25 protein-coding genes are annotated in these 25,646 nt (G+C 67.8%); 6 read left to right on the forward strand and 19 right to left on the reverse strand.

Annotated elements, in window-relative coordinates; translation table 11 throughout:
• Positions 1 to 2: 2 nt before the first annotated feature.
• On the reverse strand, positions 3 to 1,163 hold the full coding sequence (locus SK803_RS05980; RefSeq protein WP_319964758.1) for a right-handed parallel beta-helix repeat-containing protein: 1,161 nt from the start codon (positions 1,161 to 1,163) through the stop codon (positions 3 to 5).
• Between the two features lie 214 nt (positions 1,164 to 1,377).
• On the opposite strand from SK803_RS05980, the gene ptsP reads away from it, so the two are divergent.
• Complete coding sequence (gene ptsP, locus SK803_RS05985; protein ID WP_319964759.1) at positions 1,378 to 3,009, forward strand: phosphoenolpyruvate--protein phosphotransferase; 1,632 nt, start codon at positions 1,378 to 1,380, stop codon at positions 3,007 to 3,009.
• Here the strand turns inward: ptsP and SK803_RS05990 are convergent.
• From SK803_RS05990 to SK803_RS06005, 4 genes are all read right to left on the reverse strand, one after another.
• Positions 2,986 to 3,150: a DUF397 domain-containing protein gene (locus SK803_RS05990; protein ID WP_319964760.1), complete on the reverse strand. Its 165-nt coding sequence runs from the start codon at positions 3,148 to 3,150 to the stop codon at positions 2,986 to 2,988. The two genes, ptsP and SK803_RS05990, sit on opposite strands and share 24 nt — an antisense overlap.
• A gap of 13 nt (positions 3,151 to 3,163) precedes the next feature.
• Positions 3,164 to 3,955, reverse strand: coding sequence for a helix-turn-helix domain-containing protein (locus SK803_RS05995; RefSeq protein ID WP_319964761.1), 792 nt, complete (start codon positions 3,953 to 3,955; stop codon positions 3,164 to 3,166).
• Between the two features lie 94 nt (positions 3,956 to 4,049).
• A complete protein-coding gene (locus SK803_RS06000) occupies positions 4,050 to 4,898 on the reverse strand; it encodes a LysR family transcriptional regulator (RefSeq protein ID WP_319964762.1) in 849 nt (282 codons plus the stop codon).
• Positions 4,895 to 5,797 (reverse strand): oxidoreductase, encoded by a 903-nt coding sequence (locus tag SK803_RS06005; RefSeq protein ID WP_319964763.1) that lies wholly within the window; start codon positions 5,795 to 5,797, stop codon positions 4,895 to 4,897. Before SK803_RS06005 ends, SK803_RS06000 begins: the two co-directional genes overlap by 4 nt.
• 65 nt (positions 5,798 to 5,862) lie before the next feature.
• On the opposite strand from SK803_RS06005, the gene SK803_RS06010 reads away from it, so the two are divergent.
• Complete coding sequence (locus SK803_RS06010; RefSeq protein WP_319964764.1) at positions 5,863 to 6,453, forward strand: TetR/AcrR family transcriptional regulator; 591 nt, start codon at positions 5,863 to 5,865, stop codon at positions 6,451 to 6,453.
• 4 nt (positions 6,454 to 6,457) lie between these two features.
• Here SK803_RS06010 and SK803_RS06015 read toward each other — a convergent pair whose 3' ends face one another.
• The 8 genes from SK803_RS06015 to SK803_RS06050 form a co-directional block, all read right to left on the reverse strand.
• On the reverse strand, positions 6,458 to 7,474 hold the full coding sequence (locus tag SK803_RS06015; protein WP_319964765.1) for a hypothetical protein: 1,017 nt from the start codon (positions 7,472 to 7,474) through the stop codon (positions 6,458 to 6,460).
• Positions 7,459 to 7,935 carry an RNA polymerase sigma factor gene (locus SK803_RS06020; RefSeq protein WP_319964766.1) on the reverse strand — a complete coding sequence of 159 codons (477 nt, stop codon included), beginning with the start codon at positions 7,933 to 7,935 and terminating at the stop codon, positions 7,459 to 7,461. The genes SK803_RS06015 and SK803_RS06020 overlap by 16 nt, the downstream gene beginning before the upstream one ends.
• 72 nt (positions 7,936 to 8,007) lie before the next feature.
• A complete protein-coding gene (locus SK803_RS06025; protein ID WP_319964767.1) occupies positions 8,008 to 8,328 on the reverse strand; it encodes a hypothetical protein in 321 nt (106 codons plus the stop codon).
• A gap of 33 nt (positions 8,329 to 8,361) precedes the next feature.
• Positions 8,362 to 8,724, reverse strand: a complete 363-nt coding sequence (locus tag SK803_RS06030; protein WP_319964768.1) for a hypothetical protein — start codon at positions 8,722 to 8,724, stop codon at positions 8,362 to 8,364.
• 20 nt (positions 8,725 to 8,744) lie between these two features.
• Complete coding sequence (locus SK803_RS06035; protein WP_319964769.1) at positions 8,745 to 9,209, reverse strand: hypothetical protein; 465 nt, start codon at positions 9,207 to 9,209, stop codon at positions 8,745 to 8,747.
• Positions 9,210 to 9,400: 191 nt separating this feature from the next.
• Positions 9,401 to 11,479 carry a N,N-dimethylformamidase beta subunit family domain-containing protein gene (locus SK803_RS06040; protein ID WP_319964770.1) on the reverse strand — a complete coding sequence of 693 codons (2,079 nt, stop codon included), beginning with the start codon at positions 11,477 to 11,479 and terminating at the stop codon, positions 9,401 to 9,403.
• Position 11,480: 1 nt separating this feature from the next.
• Positions 11,481 to 12,800 (reverse strand): FG-GAP repeat domain-containing protein, encoded by a 1,320-nt coding sequence (locus tag SK803_RS06045; protein ID WP_319964771.1) that lies wholly within the window; start codon positions 12,798 to 12,800, stop codon positions 11,481 to 11,483.
• A gap of 19 nt (positions 12,801 to 12,819) precedes the next feature.
• Positions 12,820 to 14,124 (reverse strand): C40 family peptidase, encoded by a 1,305-nt coding sequence (locus SK803_RS06050; protein WP_319964772.1) that lies wholly within the window; start codon positions 14,122 to 14,124, stop codon positions 12,820 to 12,822.
• Positions 14,125 to 14,270: 146 nt separating this feature from the next.
• On the opposite strand from SK803_RS06050, the gene SK803_RS06055 reads away from it, so the two are divergent.
• The 4 genes from SK803_RS06055 to SK803_RS06070 all read left to right on the forward strand — a co-directional run bounded on the left by SK803_RS06055 (position 14,271) and on the right by SK803_RS06070 (position 19,382).
• The gene (locus SK803_RS06055; protein WP_319964773.1) at positions 14,271 to 17,177 is read left to right on the forward strand and encodes an AfsR/SARP family transcriptional regulator; all 2,907 of its coding nucleotides are present in this window, start codon (positions 14,271 to 14,273) and stop codon (positions 17,175 to 17,177) included.
• A gap of 63 nt (positions 17,178 to 17,240) precedes the next feature.
• Positions 17,241 to 17,681, forward strand: coding sequence for an XRE family transcriptional regulator (locus tag SK803_RS06060; protein ID WP_319964774.1), 441 nt, complete (start codon positions 17,241 to 17,243; stop codon positions 17,679 to 17,681).
• Positions 17,668 to 18,210: a hypothetical protein gene (locus SK803_RS06065; RefSeq protein ID WP_319964775.1), complete on the forward strand. Its 543-nt coding sequence runs from the start codon at positions 17,668 to 17,670 to the stop codon at positions 18,208 to 18,210. The genes SK803_RS06060 and SK803_RS06065 overlap by 14 nt, the downstream gene beginning before the upstream one ends.
• Positions 18,207 to 19,382 carry an MAB_1171c family putative transporter gene (locus tag SK803_RS06070; RefSeq protein WP_319964776.1) on the forward strand — a complete coding sequence of 392 codons (1,176 nt, stop codon included), beginning with the start codon at positions 18,207 to 18,209 and terminating at the stop codon, positions 19,380 to 19,382. Before SK803_RS06065 ends, SK803_RS06070 begins: the two co-directional genes overlap by 4 nt.
• A gap of 84 nt (positions 19,383 to 19,466) precedes the next feature.
• On the opposite strand, the gene SK803_RS06075 is transcribed toward SK803_RS06070, so the two are convergent.
• From SK803_RS06075 to macS, 6 genes are read right to left on the reverse strand one after another with little or no spacing between them, the layout of a single operon-like run.
• Complete coding sequence (locus SK803_RS06075) at positions 19,467 to 20,645, reverse strand: glycine C-acetyltransferase (protein WP_319964777.1); 1,179 nt, start codon at positions 20,643 to 20,645, stop codon at positions 19,467 to 19,469.
• Positions 20,645 to 21,676, reverse strand: coding sequence for an L-threonine 3-dehydrogenase (tdh, locus tag SK803_RS06080; RefSeq protein ID WP_319964778.1), 1,032 nt, complete (start codon positions 21,674 to 21,676; stop codon positions 20,645 to 20,647). The genes SK803_RS06075 and tdh overlap by 1 nt, the downstream gene beginning before the upstream one ends.
• 36 nt (positions 21,677 to 21,712) lie before the next feature.
• Positions 21,713 to 23,164 (reverse strand): SDR family oxidoreductase, encoded by a 1,452-nt coding sequence (locus tag SK803_RS06085; RefSeq protein WP_319964779.1) that lies wholly within the window; start codon positions 23,162 to 23,164, stop codon positions 21,713 to 21,715.
• 36 nt (positions 23,165 to 23,200) lie between these two features.
• Positions 23,201 to 23,734, reverse strand: a complete 534-nt coding sequence (locus SK803_RS06090) for a DUF1707 SHOCT-like domain-containing protein (RefSeq protein ID WP_406601488.1) — start codon at positions 23,732 to 23,734, stop codon at positions 23,201 to 23,203.
• Positions 23,731 to 24,393: a response regulator transcription factor gene (locus tag SK803_RS06095; RefSeq protein WP_319964781.1), complete on the reverse strand. Its 663-nt coding sequence runs from the start codon at positions 24,391 to 24,393 to the stop codon at positions 23,731 to 23,733. The genes SK803_RS06090 and SK803_RS06095 overlap by 4 nt, the downstream gene beginning before the upstream one ends.
• Positions 24,390 to 25,550: a MacS family sensor histidine kinase gene (macS, locus tag SK803_RS06100; RefSeq protein WP_319964782.1), complete on the reverse strand. Its 1,161-nt coding sequence runs from the start codon at positions 25,548 to 25,550 to the stop codon at positions 24,390 to 24,392. The genes SK803_RS06095 and macS overlap by 4 nt, the downstream gene beginning before the upstream one ends.
• Positions 25,551 to 25,646: the final 96 nt, after the last annotated feature.

Here is a 25,646-nt window from a genome sequence, read left to right on the forward strand (position 1 = left end):
CCTCACGACCTCACCGCCGCGCGGTCGTGGAACAGGTCCTCGGTCGGCACGGCGTACTTCTCGACGTTCGGTGCCTTGTCCGGCAACGGGCCGTCCGGCATCTCGGGCTGCTCGGGCGGTGCGGCGACCTGGTTGAACGGGATTCCACGCGGTGCGGCGGGTTTCTTCAGGGTCTCGCCAACGCCGTCGTAGCAGCGGCCTTCGACGCAGTTGTTCTTGCCGGGCGCGCGTTTGGTGGCCGAGTACAGCACGTCCTGGCCGTTGCGGGTGATCACGTTGCCCTCGAAGCGGTTGTCCAGCGGGGCCAGGTCCTCGCTGGACGTCAACGCGATGCCAGTGCCGGGGTTGGCGGTGATCAGGTTGCGGGACACGAGGTTTCGCGTGCCGCCCGCGATGCCCATGCCGAGTCCGAACGCGCCGTCGGCCTGTGCCGGTGAGAGCGCTTCGGCGTTGTCGGAGATCAGGTTGCCGACGATCGTGGCGTCCTCCTGCGGCAGGAACGGCTCCTGGTGGTCGGAGTTCGAGGTCATGCCGACGCGGTTGCCGCTGAACCTGTTGCCCAGCACGTACATCTGACCGGACGCGTTCGTGCCCTCGTAACCGACGGCGTTGCGCTCAGCGACGTTGCCGCGCACGACGACGTCGCACGGCTTGCACTGGCCGACGTGGAAACCGGAGTCCGCGCTGCCGCTCGCGTAGTTCTGCTCGATCACGCCGTGCTGGGCGTCGAACGCGTAGATGCCGTACAGCGCGTTGTTGCTGGCCGTCACGTACGAGACGCGGAACCCTTGCAGCGGCGGGAGCTTCTCGGACAGCCCGGTGACCAGCACGCCGTTCAACGTGTGGTTGCGGACGGTCAGGTTCTGCACCGACACGTCCGGCGCCATCACCACGATCCCGTTGGCGCGCTTGACCTCGCCGTCGATGATCACGCTGCCGCGCCGGGCGCCCCTGATCGTGAGGCCCTTGGTCCTGACCTGCACGGTCTCCTTGTAGACGCCGGGCGAGACGAGGATGGTCGCGCCCTCCCGCGCCTCGTCCACGGCGGCCTGAATGGTGCTCAGCTGCGCCGGGACGTTGATCTCGGGACCGAGCTTCGGTTGCGCCGCCGACGAGCATCCGGCGACCAGAAGCACTGCTGCGATGCTGTACGGAACGTGCACAGCCGGGCACCGTACTGCTCCGTTCGGCCTACTGGGACACTGGCCCTGCCAGCGCGAACTGAAGACGTTTGTGAACACGATGTATCGGATGACCGACGGAGTTGCCCTGTTGCGTTACGCCACGACGACCAGTTCGGCGGCGTTCCGCGTTCCGCCTCTCAATTGGTCACACTGAGCTGTTGGTCGTTCCCGGTGGAAGGGTATGGTCTAGACCATGTCGAGCGCGCGGCTGAGCGGTGTCGGTGTGAGCAGCGGCCGGGCAACCGGCCCGGTGGTGAGGGTTTCCGAGGCCCTTCCCGAACCTCCCGCGGGCCCGCGAACAGCGGATACCAAGATGGAAGCCTCTCTCATCCGGCCTGCGACCGAGGTCGTGGCGCAGCGGTTGATGGAGCGCGCGAAGACGGTCGAGGGCGAGGCCCGTGCCGTTCTGGAGACCACCGCGGCGATGGCCGGCGACCCGGCGCTCATCAAGGCCGCCGAGAAGCTCGTCGTCGACGAGTCGCTCACCGCCGCCCGTGCCGTGCACCAGGCAGCCCAGAAGTTCATCTCGGCACTGCAGGCCGCCGGCGGGTACATGGCCGAACGCGCCCGTGACGTCCAGGACGTCCGCGATCGCGTGGTCGCAGAGCTCTTGGGCCTGCCGGCTCCCGGCGTCCCCGACCTGACCTCGCCGTCCGTGCTGGTGGCGCGTGACCTCGCGCCCGCCGACACCGCCGGCCTCGACCCGTCGAAGGTCCTCGCCCTGGTCACTGAAGAGGGTGGCCCCACCTCGCACACCGCGATCCTCGCGCGGTCGTTGGGCATCCCGGCCGTCGTGGCGTGCCGCGGCATTCTGGCGTTCGCAGGCACCGCTCTCGACGTCGACGGCGACACCGGCCAGGTCCGCGAGTCGGACGGCAAGGTCCGCGCGGCCGGCACCGGCAAGAAGGCCACCTGGAACGGCGTCGGCGTCCTCAAGGACGGCCTCCGCGTGAAGGTCCTCGGCAACGTCGGCTCCCCCGCGGACGCCGCTGCCGCCGCGGCTGCCGGTGCGGAAGGAGTCGGCCTGTTCCGCACGGAGTTCTGCTTCCTGGACGCCGCAGAGGAACCGACCGTTGCTGAGCAGACTGCTGCTTATGAGGCTGTGCTGGCGCCGTTTGCGGGCAAACCCGTTGTGGTGCGCACCCTCGACGCGGGCGCGGACAAGCCGCTGGCGTTTCTGAACCCGGACCCCGAGCCCAACCCGGCCCTGGGCGTCCGCGGCCTGCGCGTCGCCTTTGACCGGCCCGAGATCCTGGACCGCCAGCTCGAAGCCATCGCCGCCGCGGCTGTCTCTTCTGGCGCCGACGTCTCCGTCATGGCTCCGATGGTCGCCACGGCCGCCGAGGCCGCCTGGTTCGTCGAGCGCGCCCGCAAGGCAGGCATCAAGCGCGTCGGCGTGATGGTCGAGGTTCCCTCGGCCGCCTTGTCGGCGAAGGAAATCCTCCAGGTCGTCGACTTCATCTCCATCGGCACCAACGACCTGGCCCAGTACGTCTTCGCCGCAGACCGCCAGCTCGGCGGGGTCGCGGCACTGAACGACCCGTGGCAGCCCGCGTTGCTGCGCCTGATCGCCCTGGTCGGCGAGGCGGCGACCGCGACCGGCAAGCCCGTCGGCGTCTGCGGCGAGGCGGCGGCCGACCCGCTGCTGGCGTGCGTGCTGATCGGCATGGGCGTGACGTCGCTGTCGATGAACCACACGGCGCTGGCCGACGTCGGCGCCAGGCTCGCGACGTCCAGCATGGACATCTGCCAGCTCGCGGCCCGTGGCGCGCTCGCGGCGGGCGACCCGGCGACGGCGAAGCTAGCTGCTCGCGCCCCGCACTAGTTCGAGAAACGCCGACCACGCCTTGTCCGACACGGGCAGGTGCGTGGTCGGCGCTTTGCTGTCCCGGATACCGATCCCACGCCCGATCTCGACGCAGTTGTCGCCCTCGATGCTGTAGCTGCTCTTGCGCCAGACCGGCATGCGGAACATCTCCTCAGATCAGGATGCTGGTGATCAGCTCCTTCGAGTGTTCCGCATCCAACGCCTGCAGGTCGAGGAGCTTGAGCACCTCGTCGTAGGTGGCAAGGATTGCCGCGTCTTCGAGGAAGAGGCTGGAGTTCTTGCTCTCCAGGTACACGACAGGCTCGAACTTCTCGTACCCGAGCAGCGTGAACGAGCCGGCCAGTCCAGCGTGTGCACCGATCGAGGTGGGCACGATCCGCACCTCGATGTATGAGCGCTGCGTCATTGCCAGCATGTGGAGAAGCTGGTCTTTCATGACGTCCGAGCCACCTACCGGAAGTCGCAAAGCCTGTTCGTGGACGAAGAAAACGTACTGGCGGCTCCAGTGGAAGAGTTCGCGCCGAGCGAGCTTCGCCGCGATGATCTCCTCATAGTCAATCGACTCCGAGCGCGCGGTAGCTGCGACAAGGGCGCGCATGTAGTCAGCAGTCTGGAGTCGACCAGGAATCAGGTCCATCGACCAGACCGTGATGGCGTTTGCAAGGCGCTCTTGGGTGATCAATGTGTGCACCTGGGCTGGGATCTGGAGATAGCCGTTCTCGCGCGACTCCCGGAACAGCGCCAGCAAACGGCGGACTTCGTCCGGCTTGACGCGGCAGTACCCGAGCAGCTGCTTCACGTCGGCTTCGTTGACGCCGCCCTTGCCTCGTACGAGGTCGGAGAGCTTGGCCGGGTCCCAGTCGAGTGCTTCAGCGAGTTCGCGATGGGTCAGGTGGATCTGCTTGATGGCGTGCCGGACGCCCTCGCCGAACTCCCGTCCCACCACGCTGGAAATTCGTCGTGGCATGGCGCTGAAGCTAGAAGTCCGGATCCCCTTCGCTCCATCGTTTCCGCCCGAATATCCCCGAAGGAAGTAGTTATTGGAGCCGGTCCAACACCTCAAGGACGATGCGTATCAACGGATGGTCCTCCGACCCGCGGCGCACCGCCGCCACCACCCGTCTCAACGGTGCCACACCGGCGACCGGGATGCCGCGCACAGCATTTCGCGGAGCCAACGCCACTCCGGCTCCTGCGGCGACGAGGGCCTGGATCGCGCGGAAGTCGTCAGACGTGTGCCTGATGCGCGGCGTGAACCCGGCCTGCGCGCACGCCATCTCCACGACGTCCCGCAGCGGGTTGCCCGGCAGCGTCACCACCCAGTCCTCGTCCGCCAGCGCGGTCAGCTCGACCGGCCCGCCGTTCAGCGCGTGGCCCGGCGGCAGCACGACGTCGAAAGGCTCGGTGTAGAGCGGAAAGCGGGTGAAGCGGTCCGTGGTCCGGTGTTCCTCGGTGATCGCCACGTCGATCTCGCCGTCCAGCAACAGCCGCACGCTCTCGTGGCCCTCGGCATCACGCACCGACAGTTCGATGGACCGTTCTCGCAAGGCCGCCAACGCCGGCGCCACCACCTGCGTGATCGCCGAGGCGAAGGCGGCCACCGCGACCCGGCCGGACGAACCGGAGGCGAGAGCGTCCAAAGTGGCCTGTGCGCGTTCCAGTTCCGCCGCAACGACATGGGCGTGCGCCACGAGCAGTTCGCCGGCGGGGGTCAGCGAGACCCGGCGCCCCTTGCGCAGCAACAACGGATGTCCGGCCTCCGACTCCAGGGCGACCAGCTGCTGCGACACCGCTGACGGTGTGAGGTGCAGTGCAGCAGCAGCGGCCGTCACCGTGCCGTGGTCGGCTAGTGCGCGCAGCACGCGGAGCCGTCGAGGATCGATCACCGCTCAATGATGGTGGATGACAGGGGGAAGGTGACGCCGGTGAGCTGCTCGGAGACCGTCCACAGGCGACGCGCGCTGTCGGCGTCGCGGGCGTTGCCCGACCGGCCGACCAGCTTCGGTGCGCCGCGGCTCTCCATGAAGCCCTTCGGGCCGGCGTAGCTGTTGCCAGGGATTTCTGCCACGGCGGCGTACAGGGTGGGCAGCGCGCCGCCCTCGTCGCTCTGGGCGAGCAGGTGCACGACCCTCTGCTGGATCGACTCGATCAGGGGCCGTTTCCCGGACGGGCGCAGGAGGCTCGTGGCCGCCATGCCGGGGTGTGCCGCGGTCGCGAGCACAGGCGAGCCGGCCTCGGTGAGCCGGCGTTGCAGCTCGGCGGTGAACAGCAGGTTGGCGAGCTTGGACTGTCCGTACGCCGCCAGTGCCCGGTACGGCCTGCGCTCCCAGTTGAGGTCCGCGAAGTCGATCGAGCCTGCCCGGTGGGCGGTGGAGGAGACGGTGACCACCCGCTCCCTGATCCGGGGCAGGAGCAGGTTGGTCAGCGCGAAGTGTCCCAGGTGGTTGGTGCCGAACTGCAGCTCGAAGCCGTCGGCGGTGCGGCCGAGCGGCGGGATCATCAGGCCCGCGTTGTTGATGAGCAGGTCGACTGGCTCTTCGAAGTCGTCGGCGAATGCGCGGACCGACGTGAGGTCGGCGAGGTCGAGTCGGCGGACGTCGAGGTCGCCGGTCATCGTCGCGGCAGCCTCACGGCCTTTGGCGAGGTCTCGCACCGCCAGCACGACTCGTGCTCCCCTGGCGGCGAGCACGCGGGCGGCGACACGGCCGATGCCGCTGTTCGCGCCGGTGACGATGACGGTGCGGCCGGTCATGTCGGGGACGTCGGCCGAAGTGAATGTAGTCATGAGCAACAATGTAGACGCTGACAACAATGTCGGCAATGGCAACAAGTTTCGTATACGATCCCGAGGTGCCCGAACGGCCCTATCACCACGGACAACTCCGCTCCGCCCTGCTCGCCGCCGCCGAACGCAGCCTGCGCCAGCACGGTGAGGAGCAGCTCTCCCTGCGCGAACTGGCCAGGGAACTAGGTGTCAGCCATGCCGCACCGCGGCGCCACTTCCCCGACCGGCAGGCCCTGCTCGACGCATTGGCCGAGGCGGGGTTCGGGCGCCTGGACGCACAACTGCGCGCCGCGTGCGCCGAAGCGGGGGACGACTTCGCGCCGCGTCTGCAGGCGACGGTGGCGGCGTACATCCGGTTCGCCACCGAGGACGCGGCGCTGCTCCAGCTGATGTTCACCAGCAAGCACCGGCCGGGCGCCGACTGCGTGGTGGTGGCGGCCGAGTCGGCGTTCGCGCTGATGCACGAGTTGATCGTCCAGGGTCAGGGAGCGGGAGAGCTCGCCGTCGGGGACCCGGAGCGCGTGGGAATCGTGTTGTTCGCCCTGATGCAGGGCATTGCCACTTTGATGAACGGCGACATGGTCAAGCCTGACCTGCTCGACGGCCTCGTGGAGACAGCGGTCGAGCAGTTCCTGCGAGGAGCCCGCCCGGTCTGAGGGCTCACCGCTCGACGATGGGGGATTCCACCTCGCCGTTCACGGGGACGTCGCCGGGCACGATCGGGTCGATGGTCGTCCGGTCCAGCAGGAGGTACTCCTCCTCCGAGATGGGCCACATCGCCGGCAGGCCGTGCTGAGGCGTGGTGATGAGGTCCCGTTTGACGACCGGCAGCCCGGTTTCCGGGTTGACCACCAACTGGGTCTCGACGTTGGAGAACTGGAACGTCGCCGGCGCGGCGATCGCCACACCGACGCCGAAGCTGCCCTCCCGCAGGCTCACCCGGTCGAGAAAGCGCACCCCGTCGAGCATCTTGAGCAGCTCGAACGCCGCCCGCCGCTGGTCGTCCCGCACGTTCGACGCCATCAAGCCCATCGCGAGAGTCGCGATCCGGTACGGAGTCTTCTCCCCGGTGAGGTTCTCCAGCGTCTTCTTCAGCTCCGCCGGATCCGTGGGCAGCGAGTCGAACGAGTCGAGCCGCACGTGACTGTGCATGGACATCTGGAACCCGGACACGTCGGCCTTCTGCACCGAAGGCCGCATCGGCCCGATGCGCACCGCGCGGCTGCCACCGACCTGAGGCGCGGTCGCCGGCTTGCCCGCCATCTCCCACCTGGCCTCGTCGACCGAGGAGTACGGCTCCACCCTGCCGTCCTTCTGGACGACCGTGACCTGGCGGTTCGCCGACAGCCACTGATCGGTCTTGGAGCTGAACTGCACGAGGTACGGGTTCGCCGGGTCACCGACGACCATCAGCGACGACTGCTCCGTCAACACGTGCCACCACTGCGCAGGCGCCCCGGGCTGCACGGTCGGAGTGGGCCGCGGCAGCACGACGACCGCCAGCGCGATCACCGCCGCCACCGCCACCAGCGGAGCGAACCGCCTGAGGAACTGCGTCCTGGCAGTGCGCTCCCGTGGCAGCGCGATGATGCGCACCAGGTCGCGTTCCATCCGATCGCGGTCGACCTCGGGCGCGGGCGGCGCGGCCTGAGCCAGCTCCTTCATGAGGTCTTCCATGACTCCCTCGCCCGGTCGAAGTTCGATGTCGAGAGAGCAGCCTTCAACCGCCGTCGAGCCCGATGCAGCCGCACGAAGAACGTCGCCGTGGTGCACCCGAGCACCTGCGCGGCCTCAGCCGCCGGCAACCCGTGCCACGCGATCAGCGTGAGCACTTCCTGATCGCCCTCCGACAAACCGGCCAGCGCCGCCCGCAACTCCACAACCCGAACGAAGTCATCGGTGATCGGCACGTCATCGATCTCGTCGTGCCAAACCTGCCTGCGCGACGCCTTCACCAGGTTGCGGGCAATGCCGAGCAACCACGGCAACGCGTTCGACGGCATCTGGTCGAGCTTGCGCCAGGCGATCGTGAAGGTCTCGCTGGTGATGTCCTCCGCGAGCCGCGCCCCCGCGTGGCTCGCGGCATAGGCGAGCACCCGCGGGTAACACTCGCGGTAGACATCGGAGAAGTCCTCCACGATCGCCCCTCCCTCTTCACGAGGTAGTGCGTCGACCAGGCCAGTTCTTACCGGCGAGTGACCGGGGTCACATCACGGGTTGCAGATGACTGCCTGGTAGTTCACGCCCTGCCTGGTGGAGTCCCACGCCCAGGAGGTCTCGCCATTCGCGGGCACGTGGCGACACTCCATGAATCGAGCGCTGACCTGCCCTGACGCGTCGATGAACCCGGTGGTGACCAGCATGCTGCCACCGCTGCAGTTTCGGTAGTAGTGGGTCATCGGCGCGCCCTGTGGTGCGGACGGGTTGAAGGACGACCAGCACGGAAGCGCGGCTTGGGACGAGGTTGCGGTCACCGTCATCGCGATGGCCGATGCCCCGGCCAACGCGATACCGATCAGTTTCTTGCGCACGGAAACCCTCTCTCTGATTGACGGGATTTCGGATCAGGACAGGCAGATGACCGTCTGGTAGTTCACGCCCGGCCTCGTGCTTCCTTCGTAGGCCCAGTGCCAGGTGGCGCCGACCGGCACGGTGGTGCAGGTCCAGTGGTAGAAGGTGGCTTGACCTGCCGCATCGACGAATCCGGTGGCGACCGTGACGGGCGCGGTGTTGCAGTTCTTGTAGTAATGGATCATCGGGCCGCCTTGCGGAGCCGGCGGGTTGAAGCTCGTCCAGCACGGGATGTTGTCCGCTGCCGCGACCAAGCCGCCGTTCGCGGGTTGGAAGTTGGCCGGCTCGGCCTGGGAGGACACTGCGGTCGCCGACATCAGAGCCAAGCCGCCCAGTGCGGCTCCCAGCAATTTCATGCGCATGACAACCTCTTTCTTCAGTTCAGGCAGATGATCGTGTGGTAGTTGATGCCCACCGTGGTTTGCTGATAGTCGAAGAGATATTCCTCGCCTGGCCGCACGTTGCTGCAGGCGCCGCGATAAATCGCGATCTGGCCCGTCCCGTTCGAAAGTCCGCTGGCGACTGAAATCGTGCTGCCGCTGCAGTTCTTGTACCGGTGGAGCATCGGTCCGCCGTTGGGGTTCGGCGGGAGGAAGGTTGTCCAGCACGGAACGTCGGCGGCGGCTGGTCTGACAATCGGCCGGAAGTCCCCCGAACGACAGATGATCGTCTGGTAGTTCACGCCCGGATTGGTGCCGTCCTCGTAGAACCATTGATGGACCTGGCCGATTCCGACATCAGCACAGCTGGTCACATATGTGCTGATCTGGCCGGATCCGTCGACGAATCCGGTGGCGACCCTGATCGGTTGGTTGTTGCAGTTCTTGTAGTAGTGCGTCATCGGGCGCCCTTGTGGAGCCGGCGGATCGAAACTCGTCCAGCACGGAACGTCGGCCGATACCCCGCTCACGGATCGCGGGCCAGACGTTTCCGCTTGAGATGGGACCGTGGTGAGAGCTATCAGTGTCAACGCGCCCAGCAAGGCGCATATCAGTTTCTTGTGCACCTCGTACCCCTTGAATTGACGGGAATTCAGCGCAACGCGAGTGTGAAGACGTTGCGCAGGATCTGGCGAATGGCCGCGTCGTGCGGCAAAGCCCCGTTGAACGACATCGAGGAAGCGCTGAAAACCCATCCCCCGTTGGGTTTCGGCCAGAACACCATGTCCGCGCCGTTGTCCTCGTTGTTGGTGCCGCGGGCGATGTGCTGCACGCCGGACATCGCCGGGTTCAGCGCGTCGACCTCCCAGCCACTTGCGGCGCCGTTGTCGGCGTAGCTGCCGAACGTGTTGCCGGGCTTCAGTCCTGTGCCCGCCAGCAACGGGTGATCGGCGACGACCTTGTACGGGTGGAAGTTCATGTACGCGCCGGTCAGGGCGACGCCGAGGATCTGCGACTCGGACTTGCCCAGCGCGTGGAACTCGTCGCGACCACCGGTCGAGTTGCGGTGCGTTGCCGTGGTGCCGTTGGCGTAGCTCATCCGCTCGTACATGCCGTTGCCGCCGGTGTAGATCAGCCGGCCGCCGCCCGCGAGGTAGTCGGCGACGCGCTGGCGCATGCGTTCCGACCAGTACTCGGGGTGGCTGCCGAGCACCAGCGCCTTGTACTGCCGCAGCCACGTTCCATCGGCGTCGAGGTCGCCGTCGATGTAGGTGTCGTAGCCGAAGCTGTTGTCCTCCATCCACTTCAGCAAGAACATGTCGCTGTACAGCAGGTGGTCGATGCGTCCTGGCGGATCGACCGGGATGGACGTGCTCGGCCGCATGAACGTCACCTGGCGCTGGCGCCCGTCCTCACCGATGGAGTACTGGTTGTGGCCGCCCCAGGTGTTGTAGGCGTTGTAGGTGTTGGTGGGCAGGAGGAACGCGATCTTCGACGTCGGCGCTGCCGGCCGGACCACGAACGGGATGTGCCTGCGCAGTCCACCTGGCGACTTCATCTCCAGCGCGTACACGCCGGTCGGCCAGGACACGGTCGTGGAGACCCGTTCCGACCAGCCACATCCCGCGGTCCGGTAGTTCGCGGGCAGCGCCTGGAGTCCATTTGCGACGGTCAGGCCGCTCGACACGCTCTGCTTGCTGGGCAACTTGATCACCGATGCCGTGACGCCGGCGAGACTCGTCGAGATCGGGAAGCCGATTCGCTCACCGGGACGAACGGTCAGTGAGCTCGCATAGCCTTGCAACGCTCCGGTCGGTTCGACGGAGAAACCGTTGCCGACGTCCGTCGAGGTGCCGCCGCGAGCCCAGTTCGGGCCACCGTCTGTGGCCACCGTGCGGGTGTTCAGGAGGCGGTACCAGTGCAACGTGTCGTCGTTGGCCGGCACGCTTCCCCTGTCCACGCTCACCGCGTAGACGCAGCCTGCGTTGTCGGAGAACACCTGCTTGTGGAAGCCCTCGCCCCAGCCGTTGCCGATCGTGAACGGGTTGCCGCCGTTGGCCCACGTCGCGCCGTCCGGGTTGAAGCGGAACCAGTGCAGGTCGGTGCCCTGCCGGACGCCGTAGATCACGCCGTCCGGGCCCGCGGTCAACGTCTGGTACTGCTTGAAGCCGCTGCCGATCCGCACGCCGGCGCCGCCGTTGGCCCAGCCGTTCTGGTAGCGGTACCACCAGAGTCCGCCGTCGGCGTCGACGCCGTAGATGACGCCGTCCCAGCCGCCGAAGATCCGCGGAAACTGCTGGAAGCCCTCGCCGATCTGCGTGCCGCCGCCGTCGGTCCACTGCCCCTCACCGGTGGCGGGGTTGGACACGGCGTAGTGGTAACGGCGGATGGCGCCGGTTCCGGTGCGGCAGAAGAACGTGCCGTCATCGTCCGCCAGCACGTCCTGGAACTGGTGAAAGCCGTTGCCGATCGGGTAACCGGCACCGGGCGACCAGGAGGCGCTGCCGTCGGCCCAGCCGGTGTGCCGGTAGTACAGCAGCGTGCCGTCGGACTGAAGTGCGTAGATGACGCCGTTGCCGGCGGGGATGAGTTTGAGGAATCGCTGACGCGGGTCGAACGCCGCCTCGGCGGCGGAAGCGGTGAGGCTCCCGCCACCGAGGAGGCCGGCGCCCGCGAGCAGTGCCGCGCCTTGCAGCACCTGCCTGCGTCCGTAGGCCTGTGGTTCGTTCATGTCACACGACCGCGCTGAACATGGTGAAGCCGACGCCGATCTGCGTGCTCGTCGTGTACGGACGCCCACCGGCGTTGGAGTTGATGTTGTTCGGGAAGTAGTGCAGCGTTCCGTCCGGCTTGCGGGCCATCAGGTCTGCGTAGCCGTCGCCGCTGAGGTCGCCGGTGATGATCTCGTTGAACGGCAGGAAGCCGCCGCCGATGTTGATGCTGTCGCCGTAGGGCCTGCCGCCGGGGTTCGAGTTGATGTTGTTGGGCAGGTAGTGCAGCGAGCCGTCGCCCTGGATGCCGATGAGGTCGGCGTATCCGTCACCGCTCACGTCGCCGGCGCGCAGCATCGTGAAGGACTGGAAGCCGACGCCGATCTCCGTGCTCGTGGTGTACGGGCGGCCGCCGGGGTTGGAGTTGATGTTGTTCGGGAAGTAGTGGAGCGTCCCGTCCGATTTGGTGGCGAGCAGGTCGGCGTAGCCGTCGCCGCTGACGTCGGCCAGCAGGATGTTGTTGAAGACCTGGAAGCCGCTGCCGATGTTGATGCCGTTGGTGTACGGGCGGCCGCCGGGGTTGGTGTTGATGTTGTTGGGGAAGTAGTGCAACGAACCATCCGTCTGCACGCCGATGAGGTCGGCGAACCCGTCGCCGCTCACGTCACCCGAACGCACCCACTGGAACGGACCGAAACCGACGCCGATCTGGCTGCTGCTGGTGAACGGCTTGCCGCCGGGGTTGGAGTTGATGTTGTTGGGGAAGTAGTGCAGCGTGCCGTCCGACTTCAGCGCGGTGAGGTCCGCGTAGCCGTCGCCGCTCACGTCACCGATGCGGTCGCCGCGACCGGACGTGGTGGCCACCTCCGCGAGCAACTGCCGTGCGGTGGCCTCGAACTGGTCGTAGCGCTCGGGGTGCCCGGAGATCTGCACCGCCTGCGCGATCTGGCCCGCGGTGTAGCCGGGGTTCGCCCTGTCGACGTTGACGGCCCTGGTGAAGAACTGAGTGGCCGCGTAGTCGACGTTCCTGATCTGTTCCGGCGTGCCCCAGCCCTGGGAAGGGCGCTGCTGGAAGACCCCGAGCGAGTCGCGGTCGCCGCAGTCCAGGTTGTTCATGTGCGATTCGACCCAGCCGGTCTCGAAGCCGGCGAGCATGACCTTCGGCGACACGAGGTACCGCTTGCCGACCTCGTAGACCTTCTTGGTGACGTTGAGATCGCGTGGTGGCAGGGGAATCGGGCACTCCGCGGCGGACGCGACCGGCTGCAACGCGGTCGTCGAGCTGGTGACGAGCGCGACCGTTGCCAGGCCGAGGACGAGTCTTTTTGCTGCTGTACGCATGGTTGTCCCCCCAGGACTGTTAGAGGATCGAGCTGAAGACGTCGAAACCGACGCCGATCTGAGAGCTCGTCGTGTACGGACGGCCGGCGGCGTTGGAGTTGATGTTGTTCGGGAAGTAGTGGAGCGTCCCGTCGGACTTGCGGGCCATCAGGTCGGCGTAGCCGTCACCGCTGAGGTCGCCGAGCACGAGCTGGTTGAACGGCAGGAAGCCGCTGCCGATGTTGATGCTGTTGCCGTACGGCTTGCCGCCGGGGTTGGTGTTGATGTTGTTGGGCAGGTAGTGCAGCGAACCGTCTGCCTGCACACCGATCAGGTCCGCGTACCCGTCACCGCTCACGTCGCCCGCGCGCAGCATCGTGAAGAACTGGAAGCCCACACCGACCTGCGTGCTCGTGGTGTACGGGCGGCCGCCGGGGTTGGAGTTGATGTTGTTCGGGAAGTAGTGGAGCGTCCCGTCCGATTTGGTGGCGAGCAGGTCGGCGTAGCCGTCACCGCTGACGTCGGCCAGCAGGATGTTGTTGAAGACCTGGAAGCCGCTGCCGATGTTGATGCCGTTGGTGTACGGGCGGCCGCCGGGGTTGGTGTTGATGTTGTTGGGGAAGTAGTGCAACGAACCGTCCGACTGCACGCCGATGAGGTCCGCGTACCCGTCACCGCTGACGTCGGCAGAGCGCACCCAGTTGAACGGCCCGAAGCCCACACCGATCTGAGTCCCGCTGGTGAACGGCTTGCCACCGTTGGTGTTGATGTTGTTCGGGTAGTAGTGCAGCGTCCCGTCGGACTTGAGAGCGGTCAGGTCCGCGTAGCCGTCGCCGCTCACGTCACCGACGTGGTCGGTGCGGGGTCGTCCGGAGGACCCGTCGTCGACGATGTTGTTGTAGCGCATCGCCGTGAACCCGTTCGCCCACGACGCGGGCCACACGCGCTCCTCGGCGACCCGGCCCGACAGGTACTCCTCGCGCACGATCGGCCTGGTCTTGGCGTTGTCGTCCCACCCGACGAACAGCGCGATGTGCTGGATGTTGTCGTTGTGCTGGAAGAGCACGTCACCCGGCTTCAGGTCGCTACGCGGGATCGTGTGCATGATCTCCGGGAGGTCGTACGTGCTGCGGGACCTGCTCAAGGCCCACGTCATCGAGACATAGCCGGAGCAGTCCGTCCGATAGGTGCCGTACTGGTTCGTGTACGAGGCGTTCTGGTTGTACGGAACGCGTGCGGCGATCCACGACTGCGACCGCGTCAGCACCTCGGACCTGGTGATCGGCCCGTCCAGCACGGCTGCGGACGCGGGCGAAGTGAACAGCCCTGCAATCAATGCGCTCACGGCAACCAACAGGGTGGTTCTCAGCGTGCGTTTCATGCGACGAGGTTCGCGAGGGGGACTACACGGGCAGGCACACGCCGCTATACAAACCTGTGTAGAACGGACCCTGTCCGTGTGAGTTTGTGAGGGGCGGGATGGACTTCCGGGTGCTTGGCCCGCTTGAGGTAAGGCCGGACAACGGGCGTCCAGCGGTCCCGACGCGCCGCAAGCAGAGGCTTCTGCTCGGCATGCTGTGCCTGCACTCCAACGAGGTGATCTCGCGGGACACCGTCGTCGACTGGTTGTGGGGCGAGGCGCCGCCGGCGTCGGCCGTCGCGAACCTGCAGTCGTACGTCTCTGAGCTGCGCAAGCTGATCGGCAAGGAGAGGTTGCGCACGAGCAAGGACGGCTACCTGCTGAAGATTGCGGACGACGAGCTCGACGCGGCGAACTTCGAACGGCTCGCGCGTGACGGCAAGGCGGCCGTGCGGGCCGGACGTCAGGTGGTCGCCGCGCAACAGTTCGGGCGGGCGTTGGCGTTGTGGCGCGACGAGGTGCTGTGCGGGCTCGCGTTGCCCGACGCGGGACGGGCCGAGGCGGCGCGGCTCGACGAGCTGCGGTTGGCGGCCGAGGAGGACCACGTCGAGGCACGGCTCGAGCTCGGCCTGCACCACGAGGTGGTCGGCGAGCTGCGGCGGTTGATCGACCGGCATCCGTTGCGCGAAGGCCTGTGGGCTCAGTACGCACTCGCGTTGTACCGCTGTGGCAGGCAGGCCGAGGCGTTGGAGGCGCACCGCGAAGTGCACGCCCTGCTCGACCGCGAGCTGGGCGTGCGTCCCGGCGTGCGGTTGCGGGATCTGCAGCAGCGCATGCTCCGCGCGGACCCCGACCTCGACCTGCGGCCGGTGGTGACCGCGGTGTCGGTGCCGCGGCAGCTGCCGGCGTCCGCGCGGGGGTTCATCGGCAGACAGTCCGAACTCGCTGAGCTGGACGCGCTGCCGGACGGCGCCGGGGTGGGGTTGCTGACGGGTGCTCCTGGCGTCGGCAAGACGGCGTTGGCGTTGTACTGGGCGCATCGCGTCCAGGACCGCTTCCCGGACGGCCATCTTTACGCGAACGTCCACGGCGGTGTCGCGCCGATCGACGTGCTCGGCCGCTTCCTTCGCGCGTTGGGGGTTGCTCCCGAGCGGGTGCCGACCCACCTCGATGAGGCGGCGTCGGTGTTGCGCACGTTGCTGGCCGACCGGCGAGTGCTGATGGTTCTGGACAACGCCGAGATGGCGGACGACGTGCGTCCGCTGCTGCCGGCGAGCAACGGCTGTTTCGCGCTGGTGACCAGCAGGGATCGGCTGGACGGGCTGGTCGTCGCGGACGGCGCGCGCCGGATGACGCTCTCCGTTCTCCCGGCGAAGGAGTCGACCGAGCTGCTGGTGGAGGCACTCGGCGAACGACGAGCCGCCGCCGAACCCGATGCCGTCGCCGAGCTGGCGGAACTGTGCGGGCACCTGCCGCTGGCGCTGCGGATCGCCGCGGCCAACCTCGCCAACGTGCCGTTCCGCAGCCTGTCCGACGGCGTTCGGGACCTCTCCGACGGAGGCCTGTCGTCGCTGGAGGTGCCCGGATCCGGCGACCTCGCCGTACGCAGGGCCTTCGACATGTCCTACCGTGCGTTGTCGCAGCCCGCGCAGCGGTTGTTCCGCAGGCTCGGCCTGTTGCCGAGCGGGTGGTTCTCCGTCGAGTCCGCCGCGGCGCTGGCGAGTACGGCGGTGGGGGATCTGCGCACGTTGCTCGACGAGCTGGCGAGCTCGCACCTCGTCGTTCAGTCCGATTGGGAGCGGTTTGTCATGCACGACCTGTTGCGGCTGTACGCGGCGGAACTCGCGGACGCGTTCGACGACGCGGAGGACCGCGCGGTTGCAACGCGTGCGCTGGTGGGTGCCTACGTGACAGCCGTCGAACGGGCCGCGGCCGGGATCGCGTCCGTCGATCCGGATGAACGCGACCAGGCGATGCGGTGGATCGAGGCCGAGCTGCCGAACCTGGTCGCGGTCGCCGAGACCGCCGGTGCCGTCGGTCGTCCGGACGCCGCCTGGCGGATCGCCGAAGAGCTCGGTGGCTACTTCTGGTTGAGCAGGCCGGTTTCGCACTGGTTGCGGCTGGCCACCGTTGCCCAGGAGAGCGCTGAGCAGGCCGGCGACAAGCGCGCGCTCGCTTCGGCGAAGCGGCTCCTCGGCGAGGCGCGGCACTGCCTGGGCCAGAACGAGGAAGCGATCGTGCACCTCGCGGACGCGCTCGCGCTGGCACGTGAGTCGGGAGACCGCGTGGCCGAGGCGGCGAACCTGATGTTCCTCGGGCTGGTCGAGCAGGACCGCGGCAGCCTTCCCGACGCGGAACGGCACTTCAACGACTGCATCGCCATCGCCCAGGACGACCGGCTCATGGCTGCGGGAGCCAAGGGCAACCTCGGCTACGTCCGGCAGCTGATGGGTCAGTACGACATCGCGAACGACCTCTACCGGTGGGCCCTGACCTGCTACGACGAGATCGATCCGACGCTCGTCGGCTCTGCGTACAACATGCTGGCCCTCCTCGCCCACGAACGCGGCAGGTTCGACGACGCGATGGAGCACGTCTCGATGGCGCTGTCCCGGAGCGAGGGCTACGACCGGGGCGTCGAGGCACACGCGCTGGACACACTCGCTCGAGTGCAACGCGACACCGGTGAGCTCGACGCCGCCCTGGAGACCGCGCAACGGTCGACCGAACTCGCGGGCAAGCTCGCCGACCTGCGCGCGGAGACCGACGCGTTGAACACGCTCGGCTCGATCGAACTGCTCGCCGGCCGGTTCGCCAGGGCGGCCGAGCGCCACACGAACGCCGTCGCGCTGGCTCGCAGGTCAGGCGTCGTGGTGCAGCAGCTGGAGTCGTTGCTCGGCGCGGCCAGGGCGAACCTCGCGATGAGCGAGACCGAGGCTGCCCAGGAGCTGCTGCGGGACGTAGAAGAGCGCGCGGCCGTCGGTGGATTCACCGTACTGGCCGCGAGCGCCCGCGCACTGCGAGTGAGCGTTAACTGATGTTGACGCTCTCGCTCGGCCTGTGGCAATCTGAGCGAGCAGCATCTGGGGGGTGTTTCGCGCGTGGCCGAAGACGGGACAAGTCTGTCCAGCAAGATCAGCTTCTTGTTCAGCACGGTGCTGGGACCGAACGGCGAGCTGTTCACACCGCGCACGCTGGCCGCTCACATCCAGGAGCGGTTCGACGTCAAGATCTCGCACACGTACCTGTGGCAGTTGCGCACGGGTGAGCGGGACAACCCGACAAAACAGCACATCGAGGTGCTCAGCAGTGCGTTCGGCGTGACGCCCGCGTACTTCTTCGCCGACGACGAGGCCTATCTGGCACGCGTGCGCAACCAGGTCCAGGCGTTGCAGGCCATGAAGACCACGAAGGTCGACGCGTTGCAGGCACGGGTGATCGAGCTCAACGACGCCGAACCCGAGGTGCGCGACAGGATCGCCCAGCTCATCAACCTCGCGCTCAACCTGCATCGTGACGGGGGTCGCGATGAGACCGACTGAACGGTCCACTGTGGACCGCCGGGTGCTGCGCGGCAGGATCGCCGAGGCCATCGACGGTGTGGAGATCCCCCGCCCGTTCGAGATCGGCGAGTTCGTCCGGAGGCTCGGCAAGCACCGGGGCCGGCAGATCCACCTGTTCGCCGTAGAGTTGCCCACGGCCAACGACGTGCGCGGGCTGTGGCTCGCCACCGGCACCGAGGACTTCATCTTCCACGAGCTCGGCACGTCCAGGCTGCACCAGGAGAACACGATCCTGCACGAGGTCGCGCACATGCTGCTCGACCACCGCGGCAACGGCCACCTCGACGAGGCGCAGGCACGGGTGTTCTTCCCCGACCTCGATCCTCAGGCGGTGCGGGACGTCTTCGGCCGGTCCGCGTACAGCCGGGTGCTGGAGCAGGAGGCGGAGTTCGGCGCGGCTGTGCTGTGGGACCTCATCGGCCGGCGGCTGGTCCCCAACCGCGAGCTGGACCCGGCCTCGGCGGCCGTCGTTGACAGGTTCGACGAGGTGCTGGGTGAGGTCCGATGATCATCAACCAGACCATGCACATCGCCCTGTCCGTCGTGTTCCTCGCGCTCGTCGGGTACAAGTTCGTCGAACTGCTGCGCAAGCGCACCAACCCCGCGATGTGGGGACTGTGGGGCACCCTGGCCGGATTCGTCTTCGGGCTCGTGGTCGGTGTCGACGTCGTGTTCAAGGCGATGGAACGGGTCGTTCCCGGCAGTCCGTGGTGGGTGCAGCACGTTCTCCTGTGCGGTGGCGGTCTCGCGGTGCAGGTGTTCTTCATCTACTCGATCGACGAACACCGTGCGGCGCACAAGCGGGCCATCCTGTGGGCCGTCGTGTACCTGGCGTTCCAAGCGGTGATCACCGCGCTGTACGTGCCGGCGTACCTCACCGGTGACCTCAACGCGTTGCTTCGTCACGACTTCACGAACGCGCCGCTGTCGGTGTGGATGAACGTCGTCTTCGTCGCGTACGTCGGCCTCGTCGAGGTGACGGTCACGCGCATGGCGTGGACGTGGGCGAAGGTGGCGGACCGGGTGTGGCTGCGGCGGGGTCTGCGGCTGATCGCGGTCGGCTCCGCGATCTCCGCGCTGTTCGCCGTGCACAAGGTCGGTTACGTGTCGGCGGTGTTCCTCGGGCACCAGCCGCCGTGGTCCGAGTTCAAGGGGAGCTTCGTTCCCGCGCTCGCCGGCATCGTGCTGATCACCGTCGGCTCGCTGGTGCCGAGGTGGGGGCCGAGGTTCGACGCGATGCGGCAGTGGGTGCTGCACTACCGGTCCTACCGGCGGCTCGCTCCACTGTGGACGGCACTCGTCGGTGCCTTCCCCGAGGTGCAGCTGGAAGCGCCGTACCGGCCGGGCAGGGACGGTTATCGGCTCGACGACCTGCGGTACTTCGTCTACCGGCGGGTGATCGAGATCTGGGACGCTCGGCGGGCACTGCGCCCGTACACCAGCCGGTCGCACCGCGACTCCGCGATCGCTTCCGCACGGGCGGCGGGGCTGAGCGACACCGAGATCACCGCGGTCGCCGAGGCGGCGAGCGTGGCGGAAGGGTTGCGTGCGCGCGAACACGGCCGTGATCGCAGCGAGGACGACTACGCGCCGAAGATGCCGGGCGGGTCCGACCTCGCCGCCGAGGTGGCGTGGCTGGAGCAGGTCGCCGGCGCGTTCGCCCGTGCGGAGGCGAGATGACCCCGCAGGCCGGGCCGTCGCCGTTCCGGCCGCCGGTGCGGACAGGCGAACCTGAACCCGCACCGGCTGACGACCAGGCGTTGGCTACATCTTGGCGCGGGCGGCGACGAACGCGTCCACCGCGCGGTTCACGTCGTCCGTCGTGTGCGCGGCCGACATCTGCGTGCGGATCCGGGCCTTGCCGTGCGGCACCACGGGGTACGAGAAGCCGATGACGTAGATGCCCTGCTCCAGCAACAGGTCGGCGAGCCTCGACGCCTCGGCCGCGTCACCGATCATCACCGGGATGATCGGGTGCTCGCCGGGCAGCAGGTCGAAGCCCTCCTCCGTCATGCGCCGGCGGAACAGCTCGGTGTTCTCCCTGAGCTGGGTGAGCAGCTCGGACGAGGACGACAGCATGTCCAGCGTGGCGATCGCGGCGGCCGTGATCGACGGCGCGAGCGAGTTCGAGAACAGGTACGGGCGCGAGCGCTGGCGCAGCAGTTCGACGATCTCCGCGCGGCCGGACGTGTAGCCGCCGGACGCGCCGCCCAGTGCCTTGCCGAGCGTGCCGGTCACGATGTCGACGCGGTCCTGCACGCCGAAGAGTTCCGGGGTGCCGCGACCGGTCGGGCCGGTGAAGCCGACGGCGTGCGAGTCGTCGACCATGACCAGCGCGTTGTAGCGCTCGGCCAGGTCGCAGATCTCGTCCAGCGGCGCGAGGTAGCCGTCCATCGAGAACACGCCGTCGGTCGCGATCAGGCGGTAGCGCGCGTCGGCCGCGTCCTTGAGCTGGCGCTCCAGGTCGTCCATGTCGCGGTTCTTGTAGCGGAACCGGCGAGCCTTCGACAGGCGCACGCCGTCGATGATCGACGCGTGGTTCAGCTCGTCGGAGATGATCGCGTCCTCGGCGCCGAGCAGCGTCTCGAACAGACCGCCGTTCGCGTCGAAGCACGAGCTGTAGAGGATCGTGTCCTCGGTGCCGAGGAACTCGCTGAGCTTGCGCTCCAGTTCCTTGTGCGGCTCCTGGGTGCCGCAGATGAACCGCACCGAGGCCATGCCGAAGCCCCAGTCGTCGAGCGCGGTCTTCGCGGCCTCGATCAGGCGCGGGTGGTCGGCGAGCCCGAGGTAGTTGTTGGCGCAGAAGTTCAGCACCTCGTCACCGGAACCAACGCGCACGGCGGCGTTCTGCGGGGTGCCGATCACGCGTTCGGCCTTGTAGAGCCCGGCCTCCCTGATCTCCCCGATCGTCTTGAGGAGATCGTTCTTCAGCTCGCCGTACATCAGGCTCCCGTCCAGTCGAGGATGACCTTGCCGCACTTGCCTTCGCGCGCGGTGGCGAACGCCTCCGCGTGCTGCGTGTGGTCGTACCGGTGCGTGATGACCGGTGCGAGGTCGAGGCCGCGCTGCAGCAGCACGGTCATCGAGTACCAGGTCTCGAACATCTCACGGCCGTAGATCCCCTTGATGTGCAGCATCTTCAGCACGACGCTGCTCCAGTCGACGGGGAACTCCTCGGCGGGCAGCCCCAGCATCGCGATGCGACCGCCGTGCGCCATGTTCGCGATCATGCTCTGGAGTGCCGACGGCTTGCCGGACATCTCCATGCCGACGTCGAAGCCCTCCGCCATGCCGAGCTCGGCCTGTGCCTGCTCGATGGTCTTCTCGGCGACGTTCACCGCGAGGTCGACGCCGACCTTGCGGGCGAGGTCCAGCCGGTGCTCGGAGACGTCGGTGATCACGACGTTGCGCGCGCCCGCGTGTTTGGCGACGGCGGCGGCCATGATCCCGATCGGGCCGGCACCCGTGATGATCACGTCCTCGCCGATGACGGGGAAGCTCAGCGCGGTGTGCACGGCGTTGCCGAACGGGTCGAAGATCGCGGCCACGTCCAGGTCGACGGCCGTGCGGTGCACCCACGCGTTCTGCTCGGGCAGCACGACGTACTGCGCGAACGCGCCGTTGGAGTGCACGCCGAGACCACGCGTGTTCGCGCAAAGGTGCCTGCGTCCGGCCTTGCAGTTGCGGCAGGTTCCGCACACGAGGTGGCCCTCGCCGCTGACCAGGTCACCGACCTTCACGCCGGTGACGCTGTTGCCGACTTCGGCGACCTCACCGACGAACTCGTGCCCGAGGACCAGCGGAGCCTTGATGTTCTGGGCGGCCCAGTCGTCCCACGAGTCGATGTGCAGGTCGGTGCCGCAGATGCCGGTGCGCAACACCCTGACCAGCACGTCCGTCGGACCCGGTGTGGGGTCGGGGACGTCGGTCAGTTCGAGGCCAGGCCCGGCGGCGACCTTGACGAGAGCCTTCATGCGGGAAGTCTCACCCTTTGCGGCTTGTGCAGTCCATCAGGACTTTCTGAAGTTCTTGTGCAGCTCAGCTTCATTGGCGATGTTGCGCACCATGCCGCCGAACACAACGCCGTGGAACGGCCAGACGACCGCCCAGTAGAGGTGTCCGGCGAGCCCTTTGGGCACGAACACGGCGCGTTGGCGGTAAGTGGACCCGTGTCCCTCGTTGCCCGCCACTCGAAGCTCCAGCCAGGCCTGACCCGGCACCTTCATCTCCGCGCGCAACCGCAGCAGCCTGCCGCGTTCGACCTCCTCGACCCGCCACCAGTCGAGCGCCTCGCCCACGTTCAACCGGTGCGGATCCCGGCGGCCGCGTCTGAGGCCCACGCCGCCGACGAGCCGGTCCATCCACCCGCGCACGGCCCAGGCCAGCGGAAACGAGTACCAGCCGCGTTCGCCGCCGATGCCCTCGACGACCTCCCACAGCCGTTCGGGCGTCGCTTTGGTCTCGCGTTCGCGCTCGTCGACGTAGACCGAACCACCGGACCAGTCGGGGTCGCTCGGCAGCGGTTCACTCGGCGCGCCCGGCACGGAGGCCCCCGACCAGCGGGTCTCCACGTCGGCGTCGCGGATCTTGGTCAGCGCGAGCTCGACCGCCTTGTCGTAACCGGCGTTCTCGCCGGGCAGCACCTCGCGGATGTCGTTCTCCCGGCACACCACCTCGTGCACCAGCGACTCGATCAACGGCCTCGCGATCGACCGCGGGACGGGCGTGACCACGTTGACCCAGTGCGAGGACAGGCCCGGCGTCAACACGGGCACGGGCAGCACACGTCGTTCGGGCAGCCCGGCCACCCGCGCGTACCGCAGCATCATCTCCAGGTACGTGAGCACGTCCGGCCCGCCGATGTCGAACGTCCGGTTCGCGTCGAGCGTCGTCGCGTCGACGAGGTACCGCAGCACGTCCCGGACGGCGATCGGCTGGATCCGGTTGTGCACCCAGCGCGGCGTGACCATGACCGGCAGCCGTTCGGTCAGGTACCGCAGCATCTCGAAGCTCGCCGACCCCGACCCGATGATCACCGCGGCCTGCAGCACCACGGCGGGGATCTCAGAACGCAGGAACACCTCGCCGACCTCCTTGCGGGAGGCCAGGTGAGGTGACAGCTCGGTGCCTTCGGGGTGCAGTCCGCCCAGGTAGACGATCCGCCGCACGCCCGCGCGTTCCGCGGCCCTCGCGGTGTTCTGGGCGGCCCTGCGGTCCGCGTCGGCGAAGTCCTTCGAGTTCAGCGAGTGCACGAGGTAGTGCACGACCTCGACGTCCCGCATGGGTTCGTCGAGGTCGCCGAGCACGTCACCACGCACGATCTCGACGTCAGCGGCCCACGGGACGTCGCGCAACTTCTCCGGTGAGCGCACGAGGCAGCGCACCTCGTGACCTTCCGCCAGCAGCCTGGGCACGAGCCGCCCGCCGAGGTATCCGGTCGCACCGGTCACGAGACATCGCATGCCTCGATCCTCGGTGCTGAGATGAGCAGCCGCAGATCAGCGCTTGCGCTTGATCACCACGGTTCCGCCGCGCACCGAGCCCTTGAGCTGGAAGTGCGGGTTGCCGACGGAGTTGTGGACCTTGTCCTTGAGCTCGCCGGCGGTGATCTCGACGCCGTCGGCGTTGACCGATGATCCCGCGGGCAGCAGGAGCTTCACCGTGCCCAGCGACACGTCCAGGTCGACGTTGACGATCGGCGGCACGTCGGCGGCGGTGAAGTCGAGGTTGGTGGTGCCGAGGGTGTTGCGGATGACGAGCTCTCGCGGCACGACCCAGTGGCCCTTGCGGGTCGTGGTGCTCATCGTGTTCTTCAGCTCGGTGCGCGCGTGTGCCAGTTCGTTGTTGACCATGCCGGGCAGGTCGAGCAGCACTGCGTTCAGATCAGCCCTGGTCACGGCGGCGAGAGCGGTGTCCGTGCGGGCCGTGAACTCGTCGAGCGAGATCATGCCGCGGCCCACCGCCTTGTTCAGCAGGCTGACCACGTGCTCACGTTCCGCATCGGACACGCGTAACTCTCTGGGGTCTGTCATTTCTCTGCCTCCGGTTCGGCGTCGAGACCGTGCTCGATGGCATAACGCGCCAGCTCCACCCGGTTGTGCAGTTGAAGTTTGCGCAATGTCGATTGAACGTGGTTTTCGACCGTTCGGTGGGAGATCACCAGACGGTTGGCGATCTGTCGTGCGGTCAGGCCCTTGGCCACCAGCCGCAGCACCTCGGTCTCCCGATCGGTGAGCTGCGGCTTCTCCTCGGAGTCGTCGGGCGCGGCGGCCATCCGCCGGTACTCACCCAGCACCAGTCCCGCGAGACCGGCGGTGAACACGGCGTCCCCGGCGGCGGTCCTGGTCACGGCCTCGACCAGTTCCTCCGACGACGCGGACTTCACCAGGTAACCGGACGCGCCCGCCTTCACGGCCTGGAGCACGTCGTCGTGCTCGCCGGACGCGGACAGCACCAGCACCCGTGTGTCCGGCAGCTCACTGGTGATCATCAGCGTCGCGTCGACACCGGAGAGCTCGCCGAGGTTGAGGTCCATCAGCACCACGTTGGGCCGCACTGCCTTCGCGATGCGCACGGCCGAGGCGGCGTCACCCGCGGTCGCCACGATCTCGAAACCGCGCTCCTGGAGATCGCGTGCTACGCCTTCGCGCCACATCGGGTGGTCGTCCACGACCATCACCGAGACCGTCATCTTGCCGCCCCCTTCCTGAACACCCTGACCTCCCATTCCGTGCCCTCCCCCGGCCCGGTCTGGAGTTCGAGCGTGCCACCCAGCGATTCCACCCGGCCTTTGATCGATTTCTCGATCCCCATCCTGCCTTCCGCCGCGGCGGAGGCGATGCGGCCGTCCGGGATCCCCGGTCCGTCGTCCCGGACACTCAACACGATTTCCTCACCGAGATCTTCGAGCAACACCCAGGCCCGAGTGTCCTCACCAGCGTGTTTGTCCACGTTGGACAGTGCTTCGCGGACGAGTGAGGTGAGTTCGCCTGCGGCCGGTGCGGCGAGCATCACCTGGGTGGCGGGCGTGGACACCTGGATCTTCGGCGTGGCGAGCAGTTGCAGGCCGGGCCGCAGGTCGATCTCGCCGTCCACAGTGGAGTCGGTCGGTGCGGCGGCGACCAAGTTCCGCAGCGCCACTTCCTGTTCACCGGCGAGCTTGGCCAGTTCCGCCGCTTCGCCACCGACCTCCAGGCCGCGTTTGCGCACGCGGGCGAGGACCTGCAGCACGCTGTCGTGGATCGAACGGGCGAGCCGTTCGCGTTCGGCCGTCGCCGCCTCGGTGCGCAACGCCTGGGCGAGCCGCACCGCCGAACGCCGTGCGGTGGCCGACGCCATGCCGACGACCATGCCCGCACCGGCCAGCAGCACGACGTCGCGCAGCAGGTCGAGGCTCGGCACGCCCTTCGACAGATAGGTGAAGAGGCCGACGGCCATTCCGCCCCCGAAGCCGGCCGCCGCCCCGCCGAGCGCGCCCAGCGCGACAGCCGGAACGCACGCCCAGATCGTGGTGATCAGCGGGACGTTCAGGGTCAGCAGCTGGTGGTCGGACATGATCAACGGCGACAGCGACATGAGCCCGCAGGTCACGGCCAGGTCGGCCAGCACGATCGGCCAGCGCCTGCCCCACGTCGTGCTGTACGCGCGGCTGGTGAACACGGACCACAGCGCCATCACCCCGAGCGTGGTCCACGCGAGCCACGGGCGAACGTAACCGGATTGGTTCGCGATCACGTTGGCCGCCGCGAAGAGGAATGTGACTATGCGTAGCGCAATCGTCCCGCGCCACAGCGGTGTGGCCGGGTCGTCGATCACCTTCGTCACACGTTCGGCAGGCAGTTTGCGCACGCTGTGCTCCTTTCGGACACCATCCTGCCGCGTGAACGTGCGCTAGCTAACCCCCAGGTGGCCGTCTTCTGCCGAACGGAGGAATGTGCGACGCTC

The organism is Lentzea miocenica (assembly GCF_033949945.1).
In the GTDB taxonomy this organism is placed as follows: domain Bacteria; phylum Actinomycetota; class Actinomycetes; order Mycobacteriales; family Pseudonocardiaceae; genus Lentzea; species Lentzea miocenica.